Below are 15,373 nucleotides of genomic sequence, written 5' to 3' on the forward strand. Positions count from 1 at the left end.
GCATTGATTCGAACCTCGGTCGAGGCGCGGGCGTAAAGAAAACGCGGAGCGTTTTTAGCCCGCGGGCGAGCACGCCGGCAGGCGGGCGAAGCCGGTGCGGATCCGCGCAGCGGATGCGCGGAATCCTATACGCCGCACCATTTGAGATTAAAGCTCCCGGCAACGGGGGCTTTTCTTTTACGCCAGCTTGAGTGCTTTCGTCCAAAGGGACGATTTCCTGTCGACTCGTGTAAGATTCCGAGTAGATGTCGCGACTTATTCGCGACCACTCCTTCTTCAAGCGACCGATCAGGGTGATATTCCGTGGCAGAGCGTCCGACATACAAGCTCAGGTTTCTCGATCCCAAGAAGCGCTTTCCGGCGATGCCCGAGCAGCCTGCGGGACGCTCATATGGCGTGGTCTGGAAACTCTTTGGCGAGGATCAGCATGAATCTTGTTATGTCGTCGAATTCGTTGGCAAAAGCCATGTGTCGCTTTTGGGCTACGTAAGCGTTTCGGGTGAGGTGTACAAGGTGGACCGCCCCGTCAGCGAGGCTCCGCTGCCCAACGATCCCGACATGGAACTGGTCCTTGACGAGTCGGACTCCGGTATTGGTGAGATTATGGTGAGGGGAGCAAACGGCACGATGCGCGCGTGCGCGCGAACCGTCGGCTCTCCCGAAGGTCCCATGCGCGAACAGTCCGATCACGAGACATGGAATTCGACCCGCTCCCTTCCTTACGGTGAGTTCATGGCATCGATGTTCCTGCGCTACGTGATATTCGCTGACTCCGAAAATACCATTGCGAGCACGGCGGACGCCGACGGACTCGACGAGGGTATGCAAAACGTTATCGACAAGATCAAGCTCGTAAAGTTGCCCGAGCCGGTCGAGGTGTTTTTGGGCTTTAACACGGCACCGCTCCCTGATGCTATCGAGACGCTGCTTTACCGCGTTGACCATGCCGAGAATCCGAGCGGTATCGAGCGCTATGCCGCTGCCCTTATGAGTGAAATTGACTTGCCCCGCCTGCGCACCATCGCTGCCAAGTCCGAGATGAGCCTGGCTCGCATTGATCGTTCAAAGCTTTTCTATCTCAATTTTGATCGTAGCCTGCTGGACCAGGACGAGATTGACATGCTGCTTGCCATCGAGTGCCGTCTCAACCGCCTCTCCGGCATCCTTGAGCGCATCGGGGCCGGATTGGTCCCTGCGGCATCCTCGCCGAGCCTTGAGGGCTGCGCGCTCTTTGATGCGTGGCATATCGCCAAGACGACCAACGATGTTCCCCGACTGCTCGATACGGCCTCGAGCGATAACCCGTGGGCCAAACCGGGAACGGTTTCGTGCCAGCCGGGCGGTGAGTGGGATGTGCGTACCCGCTTCGCGCGTATTGTCGAGGCGCTTAACGTGGTCACAAGGCTCGACTATACCTATCGGGCAAACGTTGCCGAGGGGATTATGCTCGTTCGGTTTGGGCAGTCTGTCGTGGACGCCATGCCGCAACGTGAATACGACGCTCAAGATGACGCCTGGCGCGAGCTGGACGAGGACACGCGCACGATCTGGTCCGCGGAGCACGATGCGCGCGTGGCAATCACGCTTGCAGCAGCGTGTTTTGCCGCGGGCACCTGCATCACGCGCTGCTATGTGCAGATTGCTGCTCCCGACGGTGAGCAGGGCGAGCGCGTTGTCGCAACATATTTCTTTGGGCGCGCGGCCTATCTGGCCGATTGCGTGTCTGTCGCCAAGGATCTTGAGGGCATGGACATGGACGATATGCCGTGCAAGCGTGTACTTGAGGCGTATGAGTCAACCGCTCCGGAGACGATTGAGCCGGCGGAGGTTCATGCTCGTCCGCGTGATGACCATCGCACGCTGCCGCCGGCGCTGCGCGATCTGCTGCTTGCCGATATGGCTGACGAGTTGGAGGTCATGGAAGAGGACGACGACCCATACGTGGCCCGTGTTGTTGAATTGCGCGAGCAGGCAAAAGTCGACCGTACAGGTGCTTTTGAAGGCTTTTCCCGTCTTGTTGAGGAGTTGGAGGCTAAGTGCGCCGTCGCCGAGCTTTTGGCGACAGGTCCGGTTCAAACGCAGTTTTGCGATAACCAGCTGGTGCGCATGGTGCTACCGGTGTTGGAAGAAGACCGCTCTGTGCGAATCCTTCGTGCGCCCGATGCGCTGTACTTTGCCCAGCACGAGATCTGCAGCTTTTACGCCGAGCAAGAGGACTTTGAACGAGCACTGCCCGAGGTGCGCCATCTTTACGATCTGGCGCGCTCGTCCATGCAGTCGCACTTTGCGCTCATCAACGTGCTTGCGCGTCTGGAGCGCTTTGACGAGATTATCGAGGTGGCGCGCCACGGCCTACGTATTGCCAGCGATCGTTCTGCAATCGGCTACCTGTTCTATCGCTTGGCGTTTGCCTATTGGAATTGCGATCAGCTCGACCTGGCGCTGGCTTGTTACCGTCTGGTGCCGCGCGGCGAGGAGTCGGGCAGCAGCGCGCTGGAAGAAATGCAGGGCCTTATGAACGAGATGGGCGTCAGCGAGCCTCCGACGTTCGAGGAAGCGGTCGAGACCATCCACAAGGCTGGACTAGAGCTGCCGCCAGTGTCCGCCGTGACGAATCAGCTGGCAGATGCCGCTGTGCGACTGGTCGATAACGGTTTCTTTTTCCTGGCGCGCGGTTGCATCTTCCAAATGTGGCGCACCATGGGCAACGACGAGCTCGGCTCCCTCAACCGCTCGCTGGGGTAGGCGAAGCTTCCAAGGAAGAAAGGCTGCTAGGCAATTAGAAAATTTCCTCTTGCTCATCCTTGGCTGTTTGGTTACTATAGAACGGCTGTTACGGAGAGCTGACCGAGAGGCCGAAGGTGCTCGCCTGCTAAGCGAGTATGCCCCAAAAGGGCATCTGGGGTTCGAATCCCCAGCTCTCCGCCAGTATGACTTGAAAGAAGGGTCCCATTTGGGGCCCTTTTTTGTGCGGAGAAAGGAGGCTGGGGATTCGAACCCGAGAGGGCACGGGCGTTAAGCAAACGCGAAAGCGTTTGTAGCCCGTGGGCGAAAAGCCGCCAGGCTTTGAAGCCGGAGGGCATGCGCAGCATGCCCGGACATCCCCAGCTCTCCGCCAGTATGACTTGAAAGAAGGGTCCCATTTGGGGCCCTTTTTTGTGCGGAGAAAGGAGGCTGGGGATTCGAACCCTCAAAAAAAGAGGCATCCTTTCGGACACCTCCTTTCAGCGAGTATATTGTTCTTCGACCTTACACCTCGGGCGCCTTGGCGACGGTCTCGCTTTCTGCCGTGAGTGGGCGGTTGTCGATGCGGCGGCCCAGGCGGTCGAGCTTCACGAGTAGCCACTCAATGGGATTCGGCCCCGAGCCTTCCTCGTCGGCAACCAAATCCATGACGGCGATCTTGGTGCCGTCCTGCTTGAGCGTAATGCTGCCCACCTTGTCGCCCACATGCACCGCGCCCGAAAGATCGTCGTAGCTAACCTTTTCGGTCACCTCGCCGGCAAGGGAAAACACGGTCGCTTGCGCCGTAGGATCGGCGAGTGTGGCGTCGATCGTCTTATCAGTCCAGTCGGTTTGACCAATGCGCGCCATAAGCGGGTTGCCGTTGGCGGTCTTTTCCTGCGTGTTGGCGATTGCGACCGTCACCTTGTGACCGTAGTACCAATTGGCAAGGATTGCGGTATCGGTAAAGCGCTGGTCGGTGGTGGTGGAGTTCAAAACGACAGTGTAGATCTCGTCGCCATCGCGGTTGTAGGCACCCGTAAAGCAATAGCCTGCATCGTCGGTAGTGCCGGTCTTGCCACCGATGTTGCCATCTTGGCCCAGCAAATAGTTATGCGTGTCCATGGAATGCGAATGGTCGGTGCCGTCGGCGCCCGTGACCTCGATCCAGGAATCCTCGCTCGCTACGACCTCGCGGATCGTGTCGTTTTTCATGGCCTCCTGCATCATCAGCGCTACGTCGTGTGCGGTTGAGTGCATATCGCCAGCCCACTCATCAAAGTCCAGACCATGCGGGTTTTCAAAAAGCGTACCGGTGCAGCCGAGCTTCTTAGCGCGCTCGTTCATGACCTTCACAAATGTGGCCTCGGCGTCTTTGGTCTTAGGGTCGATCTTCTTGCCCACATATTCGGCGAGCACGATGGCGGCGTCGTTGCCCGAGGGAATCATCAGGCCGCGCAGCGCCTGCTCCACGGTAAGCTCGTCGCCTTCGAGCAAGCCGGCGGTCGAATTACCCACGGTGGCTGCGGCGTTGCTCACCGTGACCTTCTCGTTCATCTTGCAATTCTCAACGGTTAGGATTGCGGTCATGACCTTGGTGATCGAGGCGATTTTGACCTGCTCATCGGCGCCGCGCCCATAGTAGACGGTGCCGTCTTTGCCCATGACGAAGGCATTGGTCGCATCGATATCGGGTAGATTTTCGGCCGTGATGCCGCGTGCATCGGCGGTTTTGCCGCAGACATTGTCGGTCGTGAGCACTTGGGCGCCGGCGACGGTGGGCGCGCCAGCGGTAAGGGCGATAGCGCAGACAAAGCCGGCGGCAAGCTGGGCTGAGCGCTTTGCAAAAGAGGTGAGGGACTTCACAGATTTCGCTTTCGACGGGATGGTCTCTTCTGGAACTAGAGTATATCGTTTGCCGGCATCGGCGATCATCGCGTGCGTGCGTGGCCCACATCCGCGCCCGAACGGGCACAAGGGTGCTTAAGGCCGACTTAATCACCCACGCTTGTTGTGTGTGGCATGCGCCCCCTCGGGCATAATGGAGCGCGAGAGGAGCACGCATGAACGAGCGCATTTTGGTAGTTGATGACGAAAAGGCCATCGCCGACTTGGTTGGTATCTACCTTACAAAAGAAGGCTTTGACGTACAGGTCGCCTATAGCGGGGCCGATGCGGCCAAGGCAATTCTGGAACAAGAGTTTGACCTGGCACTGCTCGATGTCATGCTGCCCGATATCGATGGGCTTGAGTTGCTGCGTACGATCCGTTCCAGCCATACCTATCCCGTGATCATGCTGACGGCGCGCGATGCCCAGCAAGACAAGATCGAGGGCCTTTCGCTTGGCGCGGACGATTACGTGGTTAAGCCGTTCCGTCCGCTTGAGCTCATCGCGCGCGTGCATGCTCAGCTTCGCCGCTACACCAGCTACGGTAGCCGCGCGCAGGTGGCCGAGTCGCCGATCATTCAGCTCGACGGCCTGGAGATCAACCGCGATGCTCGTTCCGTAATGGTGGACGGTGCGCCGGTGCGCCTCACGCCCATCGAGTATTCCATCTTGCTGTATCTGGTCGAGCATCGCGGCAGTGTGGTGGCCGTGGAGGATCTGTTCCGCGCGGTGTGGAACGAGGATTTTATGCCCGGCTCCAACAATACGGTGATGGTGCACATTCGCCACCTGCGCGAAAAGATCGGTGACGACGCTCAAAAGCCGCGCTTTATCAAAAACGTCTGGGGCGTCGGCTACATAATCGAATAACGCCTTTGATGGTGGGGAAGTGGATATGACAAAAGACGATAGGCAGGCATTCGAGGTGCCCGATCGACTTTTTGAATACGTGAGGTCGGTCGTCGACAACCGCGCGCTTGCAACGGTGCTGCTCTTTTTGCTGAGCCTGCTGCTGATTGGCATCGATAACATCGCTGGAATCTTGGCGGTGCTGCTTGTCGGCTTTTTGCTGATCGATCGATTTGAAATCGTACGCCGCTGCGTGGTGATTGGCGGTGCCGCGTGGGCCATGACGTTGGCGATTGGCGCCATGGCACTCGGCGGCATCGAAGGGCCGGTGCTGTTCGATGCCGGCTTTGTATTCAACATGCTTGGCTTTGTGCTGGCGCTTGCCGTGTGCGTGCTGTTCTTTTGCGGCCGCGCCCTGTACTACCAGGGCTATGAGCAGGGCGAGCAGCATGCCGATTGTGTGCTGGCCGCTCGTATTCAAGATCGCCTGATCGATCACCCCGACACCTGGGACAACATCGACGGCGACTTCCTGGAGGTCGAGGGCGCACTCAACCGTGTGCGCGATCGCGAGCGCAAGGTGCAACAGGCCTTGCGTGACGAGTCTCATCGCAAGGACGATCTGGTCACGTACTTGGCACATGACCTACGCACCCCGCTTGCCAGTGTGGTGGGCTATCTTTCGCTGCTGCAAGAGGCTCCTGAGCTGCCGGTTGAGCAACGTGCGCACTTTACGGGCGTGGCGCTCGACAAGGCGCACCGGCTCGATGCGCTCATCGAAGAGTTCTTCGATATCACGCGCTTTGACTTCCACGATATCGTGCTCACGCGCGGCTATGTTGATCTGGGGTTGCTGCTGGCTCAGGTGGCTGACGAGTTCTATCCCATCCTCAACGAGCAACATAAGGAAGCCCAGGTTGATATTCGCGAGGACCTGACGGTGCTCGTGGATGGCGATAAGATGGCCCGCGTGTTTAACAACATCATGAAAAACGCCGTCGCCTATAGCTATGAGGGCTCGACTATCACGATTGAGGCCAGGCGCCAAGACGATGGCGGCGTGCGCGTGCGCTTTATCAATCAGGGCGATCCTATCCCTGCGGCTAAGCTCAAGGTAATCTTTGAGAAGTTCTATCGCCTGGATGCGGCGCGTGCGACCAATCGCGGTGGTGCCGGTTTGGGCCTTGCTATTGCCAAGGAGATCATCGCGGCACACGGCGGTACCGTTGCATGCGAATCGACGCCCGAACACACGATATTCACCATCGAGCTGCCCGCCGCATAGCTAGCGTGCCCTTACAAACACTTGACAATGTGCTCACGTGCGTATGAGCCGCGATTCCTACTATCGATACTGCTGAATTGATATCGATATGGAGGTGTGCGGTATGACGGCTGCTGCGGCTGTGGAGCCCACGGAGCTTGAAGAACTCATGGAAGCGCAGGCCGAGGCCGCGCATGAGCGCGAGGTTGGGGATGCGACTCGCCCCACGGCAGAGGATCTTGCCGCCTCGCCGACGCGCATCGACGTCGAGGGCCTCGACCTGTTCTATGGCGACCACCATGCGCTCAAGGACGTGAATATCAAGATCCGCGACAAGCAGATCACCTCGTTCATCGGGCCTTCGGGCTGCGGAAAGTCCACGTTGCTGCGCTGCTTTAACCGCATGAACGACGGCATCAAGGATTGCCGCATCGAGGGCAAGATTGCGCTCGATGGTCAAGATATCCTGGGCGATTGCGACATCTGCCGTTTGCGCCAGCGCGTGGGCATGGTGTTCCAACGCCCCAACCCATTTCCCATGAGCATCTACGACAATGTCGCCTACGGTCCTCGCGGTATGGGTGTGCGCGACCGCGCCGTGCTCGATGAGCTGGTCGAGGACTCCCTTCGTCGCGCTGCGCTATGGGATGAGGTCAAGGACAAGCTCAAGGAGCCGGGCCTGGGTCTTTCGGGTGGACAGCAGCAGCGCCTGTGCATCGCCCGCGCACTTGCCGTGCAGCCCGACATTCTGCTGATGGACGAGCCGACCTCGGCGCTCGACCCCGTGTCGACGCTCGTGGTGGAGCAGCTTGCCTGCGAGCTCAAGGAAACCTGCACGCTGGTGGTCGTGACGCACAACATGCAGCAGGCCGCGCGTATTTCCGATTCGGTTGCGTTCTTTTTGCTGGGTGAGCTGGTGGAGCACGCGCCTACCGCGCAACTCTTCAAAAATCCGTCCGATCCGCGCACGGCGGATTATTTGACGGGGCGTTTTGGCTGACGCTGTCTTTTACAGGTGCTTTTAGGGTTAAGATGCGGTCATATCGGCCGCAAAGGGGTTCAACATGATCTATTACGTCGAGGACGATGACAACATCAGGGATTTGACGGTCTACGCGCTGCGCAAGCAGGGAATCGAGGCCGAGGGCTTTTCGTGCGATGGCGAGTTTAAAGCTGCCGTGGCGCGACGGGTGCCCGATGCTGTGCTGCTCGATATCATGCTGCCCGACACCGATGGCTTGGCGATTATGCGCCGCCTGCGTGCCGATCGCCTGACGGCGACGGTGCCCATCATGATGCTTACCGCCAAGGACACTGAGCTCGACAAGGTGATGGCGCTCGATGGCGGTGCCGACGATTACCTGACTAAGCCGTTTTCGCTCATGGAGCTTGCGAGCCGCTGCCGCGCACTGCTGCGTCGCGGCGGCATGGTCAAGCAGGCGAGCGATGTGCTCAGCGTAGGCGACATCGTGCTTTCGCCCAGCCATCGCGAGGTGACCGTTGCCGGCGAGCCGCTTAAGCTCACCCTGCGCGAGTTCGACCTGCTCGAGTACCTCATGCGCAAGCCCGGCGTGGTCTTTACCCGCGAGTCGTTGCTGCAGAGCGTGTGGGGCTGGGACTTCGACGGCGGTTCGCGCACCGTTGACGTGCACGTGCAGACGCTTCGCCAAAAACTGGGCGAGCATGCCAGCGCCATCGAGACCGTGCGCGGCGTGGGTTATCGCCTGGCCGAGCCTTCTGCCGGTGATGGTGCCGAAGGCGACGACACCGCGGCCACCGCATCGGAGGAGTAACCCGTGGTCTTCGCCCCCCAGGGAAAACATACGCTGTCGCACCGCGTTTTTGTGACGATCTTTGTTTGCGCCATGGCGGTTATCGTGGCGTTTACGGTGCTGGGTGCGTTCTTTGTGCAAAACACCTTGGCGGATGCCACGAGTGCCAATCTGGCGCAGGAAACCGAGCTCATTGCTGCCGCCCTCGACGAGCAGCAGGAGCCCATCCCGTTCTTGCGTAGCCTCGATCGCGAGGACTTACGCATCACGCTGATTAACAAGGATGGATCGGTTGCCTACGACAACGAGGCGTCGCCTTCCACACTGCCCAACCATGGCGATCGCCCCGAGGTCATCGAGGCCTTTGAGAGTGGTTCGGGTTCCGCGGAGCGCGCAAGCTCTACGCTCGACGAGATTATGCTGTATCGCGCCGTCGCCCTTGATAACGGCCAGGTTGTCCGCTTGGCGCAGGCCCAGCCTGGCGTTGCGGCGATTTTGCTGTCGATGGTGGCGCCGATGCTGCTTATCGCAGCAGCGGGTGCGGTACTCTCGTTTTTCATGGCGCGCCGCGAGTCCCGTGCCATCATCGCGCCGTTGCAAGAGGTGGATTTGGACCACCCGCGCCGTAGCTATGAGCACGCCTATGCCGAGATGGTCCCCATGCTTGAGCGTATCGAGTCGCAGCGCCAGGAACTCAAGCGCCAAATGGCGGTGCTAGCGGACAACGACCGTATGCGCCGCGAGTTCACGGCGAATATCACTCATGAGCTCAAGACGCCGCTTACGGCGATTTCGGGCTATGCCGAGCTCATCGCAAACGGCATGGTTGAGGGCGAGGATGACCTGCGCAACTTTGGCGGTCGTATCTATCGTGAGGCGGGCCGCTTGGCAGCGCTTGTCAACGATATCCTTACGCTGTCTAACTTGGACGAGGCCGAGCGTGCGACTGAGGGCGAGGCGGTGCCCATTGGGTCCACGGAGCCTATTGAGCTCTCGCGTGCCATCTACACGGTTGAGCAGCGTCTTGAACAGGTCGCCCGTCAAGCGAATGTGACGATAAGTCATGAGACCAAGCCTGTGGTCATCGAAGGCGTGTCGCGCTTGATTGACGAGCTCATCTACAATCTGGCAAGCAACGCCATCCGCTACAATCGGCCCGGCGGTACGGTTACGCTGCAGTGCGGCACCAACGACGAAGGCCATCCGTTCCTCGCGGTCGCCGACACGGGAATCGGTATCGCGCCTGAAGAACAGGGCAAGGTATTTGAGCGGTTCTATCGCGTGGACAAGAGTAGATCCAAGGCACGCGGCGGAACCGGCCTGGGGCTTGCCATTGTCAAGCATGCGGCCCTGTATCATCACGCCACGCTCGATCTATCGAGCGAGTTGGGCGTGGGAACCACCATTACGGTGGCGTTTCCCATACAGCAGGACGAGCCATTCGCATAGCGATACAACATAGATATTGATGTAGACGCCGCATTTGACTTTCGGGTGCGGCGTTGTTGCGCAATTTTACGATTGCTTCCGACATTTTTACAGGAGAGCCTGTTTCTTATGTATAGAGTTTGGTCTCGGTAAAAAGATGCGATAACATACGGACAGTTTTGTCAATCCGAACTGGGGAAATGAAAGGCAAGCTGCATGACCCTTCTCGAACTGTTCCAGCTGCTGAAGAAGCACCTCAAGCTGGTCATCACCCTTCCGGTGGTCTGCGCGATCGCCATGGGCATCGTGTCCTTCGTTGCGATGGACAACACCTATACCGCGACGACGAGCATGTACATTCTCGCCAAGACCGACGATAGCGGTCAGATGAGCTACAACGATCTCTCGGCGAGCCAGATGCTTTCCAACGATATCGCCACGCTGCTGGATAGCGATAGCGTTAAGAGCGGCGCCGCCAAAGAACTGGGCCTTACCGATCTGGATGACTACAAGGTGTCTGTTTCCTCCGAGACCACCACGCGTGTCATTACGCTTTCGGTTACCGGCACCGATGCCAAGGAGACGGCTGAGGTCGCAAAGGCCATTGCCAGCTCGGTGAGTACGGTCGCTCAGAACGTCGGCGCTGCCCAGAGCATCAACGTTATCGACGAGGCTAAGACCCCCGAAGCCCCCAGCGGCCCCAAGCGCACGCTGTATATTGCCGTCGCGTTCCTCGCCGGTATCTTTATCGCAGTTGCCTATGTCGTTTTGGCAGACATGCTCAATACCCGCATCCGCGGTGCCGAAGAGGCAGAAGAGCTCCTGGGTATTCCCGTTGTTGGCCGAATTCCGGCTATGAAAGGTGGTAAATAGGCATGGCTAAGGCAAAGAACACCGATAAGCTCGTTGTGCAGAATGCCGCCAAGACCCTTCTGGCCAACATCCGCTTTGCGAGCGTGGATGACCCCATTCGCACCATCACCGTTACCTCCTCGATTCCCAACGAGGGCAAGTCTACGGTTTCCATTAACCTTGCTCAGGCAATCGCCACGAGCGGCAAGTCCGTGCTCCTGGTCGAGGCCGATATGCGCCGCAGGTCCCTTTCCGATATGCTCGGCGTTCGTTCGCGCGGCGGACTCTATGCGGTCCTTTCCGAGCAGATCTCCATTGACCAGGCAATTGTCGAGACGGGTCAGAAGAACTTCTACTTCCTCGATGCTGAGCCGCATATTCCCAATCCTGCCGACATCATCGTCTCCCATCGCTTTGCCAAGCTGGTCAAGGCACTGTCTGCTAAGTTCCAGTACGTCATCTTCGATGCTCCTCCGGTCGGCACCTTCATCGATGCTGCCGAGATTGCCAGCCTGACCGACGGCGCGCTGTTCGTGGTGCGCGAGGACTTTACCAAGCGCGAAGAGGCGCTCAACGCTATCGCCCAGCTTAAGAAGTCCGAGAAGGTCAAGCTCATCGGTACCGTCATGAATTACTGTGAGACCGAGACCAGCGAGTACTATTATTCTTACTACACCAAGGACGGTAAGAAGGTTAAGAAGGGCTCCGACGATCAGGGCACTTCCAAAAAGGGCATTTTCACCAACCGAGCAAACGTTTAGTTGATTAAGGCTGACCTATGCGTGACATTCATTGCCATATCTTGCCGGGTGTAGACGACGGCGCCGCCGATCTCGAAGAGAGCTTGGCGATGCTCGAGGCTGCCAAGCGGGCCGGTGTAACCAGAATCGTTTGCACTCCTCACTGCCGTGATCCCTATTTTGATTACGACAAGATGTGGGATGCCTTTGAGCTGCTGCGCGATAACGCTGACGGTTTTCCGCTCCAGATGGGCTTCGAGGTCAACCATCGAAAGCTCGTTGAGCTTGGTATCGATGCCGCGGATCACTTGCATTTCGATGGGACCAACGAGTTTCTGCTCGAGCTTTCGACGCATGCCGATGCGTATGCGTTTAGAGAGTACGAGAACACGATTTACGATTTGCAGTGCCGTGGCTATCAGGTGATCATCGCTCATCCTGAGCGCTATCGTGCGGTTCAAAAGGATGTAAGCGTGGCGGAGCGCCTGGTCGATATGGGCTGCAAGCTGCAGGCTTCGGCGGACTTTATTGCCGGCGGTCGCTTTGGTCGCGAGAAAAAGCCGGCACAGCGCCTGTTCGATCAGAACCTGTACAGCTTCATCGCGAGCGATGCCCATAACGTGGGTCATTACGACTGCCTGGCGAAGGCTCGCGCGAAGTTTAGCGTGCGCGGAGCTCACTTTCGCTAAAATCTGTCCCTAACGTTCGCATTGAATGAAAGGGCAGCCATGGATATCCAACTTAAGACGGGATGCTTTGATGACGCGGCGTTGGTGCGCCGCGTCGTTTTTATGGACGAGCAGGGCTACGAGAATGAGTTTGACGCTATCGACGAGGATCCGAACTGCATTCATGTGACGCTCTATGTAGACGGTGAGCTTGCCGGTTGCTCGCGCGTGTTTCCCGAAGAACTCGAGCGCGCAGCTGACGCAGAGGCTCCGGTGTCGCCGGCGTGCGACTTGGACGAAGGCGTCGCGGCGGGGGAGACCTACATTATGGGGCGCGTGGCCGTGCTGCCGAGCATGCGCCGTCGCGGTTTGGCGAGCAAGATTGTCGAGGCCAGTGATACGTGCGCGCGTGATGCCGGCGCCAAGCTCATTAAGCTGCATGCGCAGGAATACGTGCTGCCGCTCTATGCCAAGGCGGGTTACACGCAGATTGCCCCGGTGGACTACGAAGACGAGGGCCAGCCCCATGCTTGGATGGCCAAGCGCGTAGATGGCAGATAGGGACGTTCCTTTCCTGCCGGCAGTCGGGGACACTCCTTGGCAATTGGCGCATCAGAGCGTTTGGACATACAGTTTTTCGATTCCGTATGTATATATGCGCGCTAATGGGTTATAAAATCTAAGTCTGAACATAGCAGGTCTGCAATGCGGCTCGGGCAACCGGGCCGTTTTTGCGGACGGGGGTAGCGCGAAAGGACTGCACATGCGTCAATTTAAGACCGAGAGCAAAAAACTGCTCGACCTCATGATCAACTCCATCTACACCAATAAGGAAATCTTCCTGCGCGAGCTTATCTCCAACGCGAGCGATGCCGTCGACAAGCTCAACTTTAAGAGCCTGCAGGACCCGAGCGTCAAGCTCGACCAGGGCGACCTGGCTATTCGTGTTTCCTTTGATAAAGATGCCCGTACCATCACCATTTCGGATAACGGTATCGGCATGACCGCCGAGGAGCTCGAGCGCAATCTGGGCACCATCGCCCATTCCGGCTCCGAGGAGTTTAAGACTGAGAACGCCGAGCAGCAGGGTTCCGATGTCGACATCATCGGTCAGTTTGGCGTGGGTTTCTACTCCGCCTTTATGGTCGCCAGCCACGTGAAGGTCGTCAGCCGCGCCTATGGCGAGGACACCGCTCACGTGTGGGAGTCTGATGGTCTTGAGGGTTACACCATCGAGGATGGCGAGCGCGCCGAGCACGGCACCGATGTCATCCTGACGCTGCGCGAGAACGAGAAGCTCGACGCCGACGGCGAGGCCGAGACCTACGATCGCTTCCTGACCGAGTGGGGCCTCAAGAGCCTGATTCAGCAGTACAGCAACTATGTGCGCTACCCGATACAGATGATGGTGTCCAAGAGCCGCCAGAAGCCCAAGCCCGAGGATGCTGGCGATGACTACACGCCCGAGTACGAGGACTACCAGGAGCTCGAGACCGTCAATTCCATGACACCGATCTGGAAGAAACGCAGCTCCGATGTCGAGCAGAAGGACTACGACGAGTTCTACAAGTCTACGTTCCACGACTTTGACGATCCGGCGCGCACCATCAGCTTCCATGCCGAGGGCACGCTCGAGTATGACGCCCTGCTGTTTGTGCCGGGCCGCGCGCCGTTCGATCTGTACAGCAAGGACTACGAGAAGGGTCTGGCGCTCTACAGCTCCAACGTTCTGATTATGGAGAAGTGCGACGACCTGCTGCCCGACTACTACAACTTTGTCCGCGGCGTCGTGGATTCCGCCGACGTGTCGCTCAACATCTCGCGCGAGACGCTGCAGCAGAACCGTCAGCTCAAGGCCATCGCCAAGCGCGTGGAAAAGAAGATTACCGCCGACCTTGAGGATATGCGTGACAACGACCGCGAGGCCTACGAGAAGTTCTTCGAAAACTTTGGCCGCGGCCTTAAGTACGGCATCTACTCGAGCTATGGCATGAAGGCCGATGAGCTTGCCGACCTGCTGCTGTTCTGGTCTGCCAAGGAACAGAAGATGATTACCCTGGCCGAGTATGCCAAGGGTATGCCCGAGGACCAGAAGGCCATCTACTACGCCGCCGGCGACTCGCGTGAGCGCTTGGCCAAGATGCCCGTGGTAAAGGGCGTGCTCGACCGCGGTTACGACGTGTTGCTTCTGACGCAGGACGTGGATGAGTTCACCTTCCAGGCCATGCGTGAGTACGTTGCCGCCGATATGCCCAAGATCTACGAGGACGATGCAGCTCGCGAGGCTGCCGAAAAGGCCGTGGCCGACGGTGCCGAGCCCGAGGTCGAGGATCGTCACCTGGAGCTCAAGAACGTCGCGACTGGCGATCTTGATCTGGCGACCGAGGACGAAAAGAAGGAGGCCGAGGACGCCACCAAGGAAAACGAGGACCTCTTTAGTGCTATGAAGGAGGCGCTCGGTGGCAAGGTCGAGAAAGTTGCCGTCTCCGCGCGCTTGACCGATGCCCCCGCTTGCATCACCACCGAGGGCCCGCTTTCGCTCGAGATGGAGAAGGTGCTCCAGAAGGGACCCGAGGGCGCGCCCGACGGCATGCCCAAGAGCCAGCGCGTGCTCGAGCTCAACGCTAAGCACCCGGTCTTTGACAAGCTTGTCGCTGCCCAGAAGGCGGGCGACGCCGACAAGATCAAGCAGTACTCCGGTCTGCTCTATGACCAGGCTCTGCTGGTCGAGGGCATCCTCCCCGAGGATCCCGTTGCCTTCGCGGCGGCTGTCTGCGAGCTTATGTAACTAGGGGGTTACGCGGTTCTACGAACCGCGTAACCACTCGACGCTGCAAGCCCGCCAGAGCGGCAATCTGCCTTTCAACTTCGGCGGCATGACCAGAAGGTCAATGCCGTCTCGTTTCAAGGCACCTTGCTCGCTCTGGCGGGCTTTCGCTGTCGCTACCAAAACATCGACGTTGCCATTGCTGCTACCTACTCATTGGGGACAGACATAAATGAGTAGTCGTTGGGGACGTTCTTGTTTGACTAGTCGTTTAAGAACGTCCCCAACGACTAATCGGATTGCTAATTTGTGCGGGTTGTGGTTTTGTGACCTGCTGAAATTTGAGATACTGTACAACTGTACGTTAACTAATCTTCGTAGTATATTGCTACCCGCAAAACTCAATACCATTGTGCTTCG

At 58.4% G+C, this 15,373-nt stretch carries 12 protein-coding genes and 1 tRNA gene; 12 read left to right on the forward strand and 1 reads right to left on the reverse strand.

Going from position 1 to position 15,373, the window contains the following annotated elements; genetic code table 11:
- Window positions 1-303: 303 nt before the first annotated feature.
- Window positions 304-2,745 (forward strand): lipopolysaccharide assembly protein LapB, encoded by a 2,442-nt coding sequence (locus DWV32_RS08000; RefSeq protein WP_117757826.1) that lies wholly within the window; start codon window positions 304-306, stop codon window positions 2,743-2,745.
- 92 nt (window positions 2,746-2,837) lie between these two features.
- Window positions 2,838-2,928: transfer RNA gene (locus DWV32_RS08005), tRNA-Ser, on the forward strand.
- 321 nt (window positions 2,929-3,249) lie between these two features.
- Here the strand turns inward: DWV32_RS08005 and DWV32_RS08010 are convergent.
- Window positions 3,250-4,590 carry a D-alanyl-D-alanine carboxypeptidase family protein gene (locus DWV32_RS08010; protein ID WP_158566118.1) on the reverse strand — a complete coding sequence of 447 codons (1,341 nt, stop codon included), beginning with the start codon at window positions 4,588-4,590 and terminating at the stop codon, window positions 3,250-3,252.
- A 197-nt stretch (window positions 4,591-4,787) separates the two neighbouring features.
- Between DWV32_RS08010 and DWV32_RS08015 the strand changes: the two genes are divergently transcribed.
- From DWV32_RS08015 to htpG, 10 genes are all read left to right on the forward strand, one after another.
- Complete coding sequence (locus DWV32_RS08015; RefSeq protein ID WP_117637374.1) at window positions 4,788-5,483, forward strand: response regulator transcription factor; 696 nt, start codon at window positions 4,788-4,790, stop codon at window positions 5,481-5,483.
- Window positions 5,484-5,508: 25 nt separating this feature from the next.
- Window positions 5,509-6,747, forward strand: a complete 1,239-nt coding sequence (locus DWV32_RS08020; RefSeq protein WP_117647938.1) for a sensor histidine kinase KdpD — start codon at window positions 5,509-5,511, stop codon at window positions 6,745-6,747.
- A gap of 103 nt (window positions 6,748-6,850) precedes the next feature.
- Window positions 6,851-7,726, forward strand: coding sequence for a phosphate ABC transporter ATP-binding protein PstB (pstB, locus tag DWV32_RS08025; protein WP_199577000.1), 876 nt, complete (start codon window positions 6,851-6,853; stop codon window positions 7,724-7,726).
- A gap of 64 nt (window positions 7,727-7,790) precedes the next feature.
- Entirely contained in the window at window positions 7,791-8,519 is a 729-nt protein-coding gene (locus DWV32_RS08030; protein WP_089572665.1) for a response regulator transcription factor, read from the forward strand.
- 3 nt (window positions 8,520-8,522) lie between these two features.
- Window positions 8,523-9,947 (forward strand): cell wall metabolism sensor histidine kinase WalK, encoded by a 1,425-nt coding sequence (locus tag DWV32_RS08035; RefSeq protein WP_117757828.1) that lies wholly within the window; start codon window positions 8,523-8,525, stop codon window positions 9,945-9,947.
- 195 nt (window positions 9,948-10,142) lie between these two features.
- The gene (locus tag DWV32_RS08040; RefSeq protein WP_055250503.1) at window positions 10,143-10,799 is read left to right on the forward strand and encodes a YveK family protein; all 657 of its coding nucleotides are present in this window, start codon (window positions 10,143-10,145) and stop codon (window positions 10,797-10,799) included.
- 2 nt (window positions 10,800-10,801) lie between these two features.
- Window positions 10,802-11,539, forward strand: a complete 738-nt coding sequence (locus DWV32_RS08045; RefSeq protein WP_055250501.1) for a CpsD/CapB family tyrosine-protein kinase — start codon at window positions 10,802-10,804, stop codon at window positions 11,537-11,539.
- 17 nt (window positions 11,540-11,556) lie between these two features.
- Entirely contained in the window at window positions 11,557-12,207 is a 651-nt protein-coding gene (locus DWV32_RS08050; protein ID WP_055250497.1) for a tyrosine-protein phosphatase, read from the forward strand.
- A 39-nt stretch (window positions 12,208-12,246) separates the two neighbouring features.
- Window positions 12,247-12,747, forward strand: a complete 501-nt coding sequence (locus DWV32_RS08055) for a GNAT family N-acetyltransferase (RefSeq protein ID WP_117637372.1) — start codon at window positions 12,247-12,249, stop codon at window positions 12,745-12,747.
- Between the two features lie 202 nt (window positions 12,748-12,949).
- Window positions 12,950-14,974 carry a molecular chaperone HtpG gene (gene htpG / locus DWV32_RS08060; RefSeq protein WP_117757829.1) on the forward strand — a complete coding sequence of 675 codons (2,025 nt, stop codon included), beginning with the start codon at window positions 12,950-12,952 and terminating at the stop codon, window positions 14,972-14,974.
- Window positions 14,975-15,373: the final 399 nt, after the last annotated feature.

It is taken from the genome of Collinsella sp. AF04-24 (genome assembly GCF_003465685.1).
Taxonomy (GTDB): Bacteria; Actinomycetota; Coriobacteriia; order Coriobacteriales; family Coriobacteriaceae; genus Collinsella; species Collinsella aerofaciens_AP.

Bases quoted from the DNA above. Each gene is read 5' to 3' on its own strand.
- pstB (WP_199577000.1), top strand. From the start codon at position 6,851: ATGACGGCTGCTGCGGCTGTGGAGCCCACGGAGCTTGAAGAACTCATG.
- DWV32_RS08015 (WP_117637374.1), top strand. From the start codon at position 4,788: ATGAACGAGCGCATTTTGGTAGTTGATGACGAAAAGGCCATCGCCGAC.
- DWV32_RS08020 (WP_117647938.1), top strand. From the start codon at position 5,509: ATGACAAAAGACGATAGGCAGGCATTCGAGGTGCCCGATCGACTTTTT.
- DWV32_RS08050 (WP_055250497.1), top strand. From the start codon at position 11,557: ATGCGTGACATTCATTGCCATATCTTGCCGGGTGTAGACGACGGCGCC.
- htpG (WP_117757829.1), top strand. From the start codon at position 12,950: ATGCGTCAATTTAAGACCGAGAGCAAAAAACTGCTCGACCTCATGATC.
- DWV32_RS08040 (WP_055250503.1), top strand. From the start codon at position 10,143: ATGACCCTTCTCGAACTGTTCCAGCTGCTGAAGAAGCACCTCAAGCTG.
- DWV32_RS08030 (WP_089572665.1), top strand. From the start codon at position 7,791: ATGATCTATTACGTCGAGGACGATGACAACATCAGGGATTTGACGGTC.
- DWV32_RS08055 (WP_117637372.1), top strand. From the start codon at position 12,247: ATGGATATCCAACTTAAGACGGGATGCTTTGATGACGCGGCGTTGGTG.
- DWV32_RS08045 (WP_055250501.1), top strand. From the start codon at position 10,802: ATGGCTAAGGCAAAGAACACCGATAAGCTCGTTGTGCAGAATGCCGCC.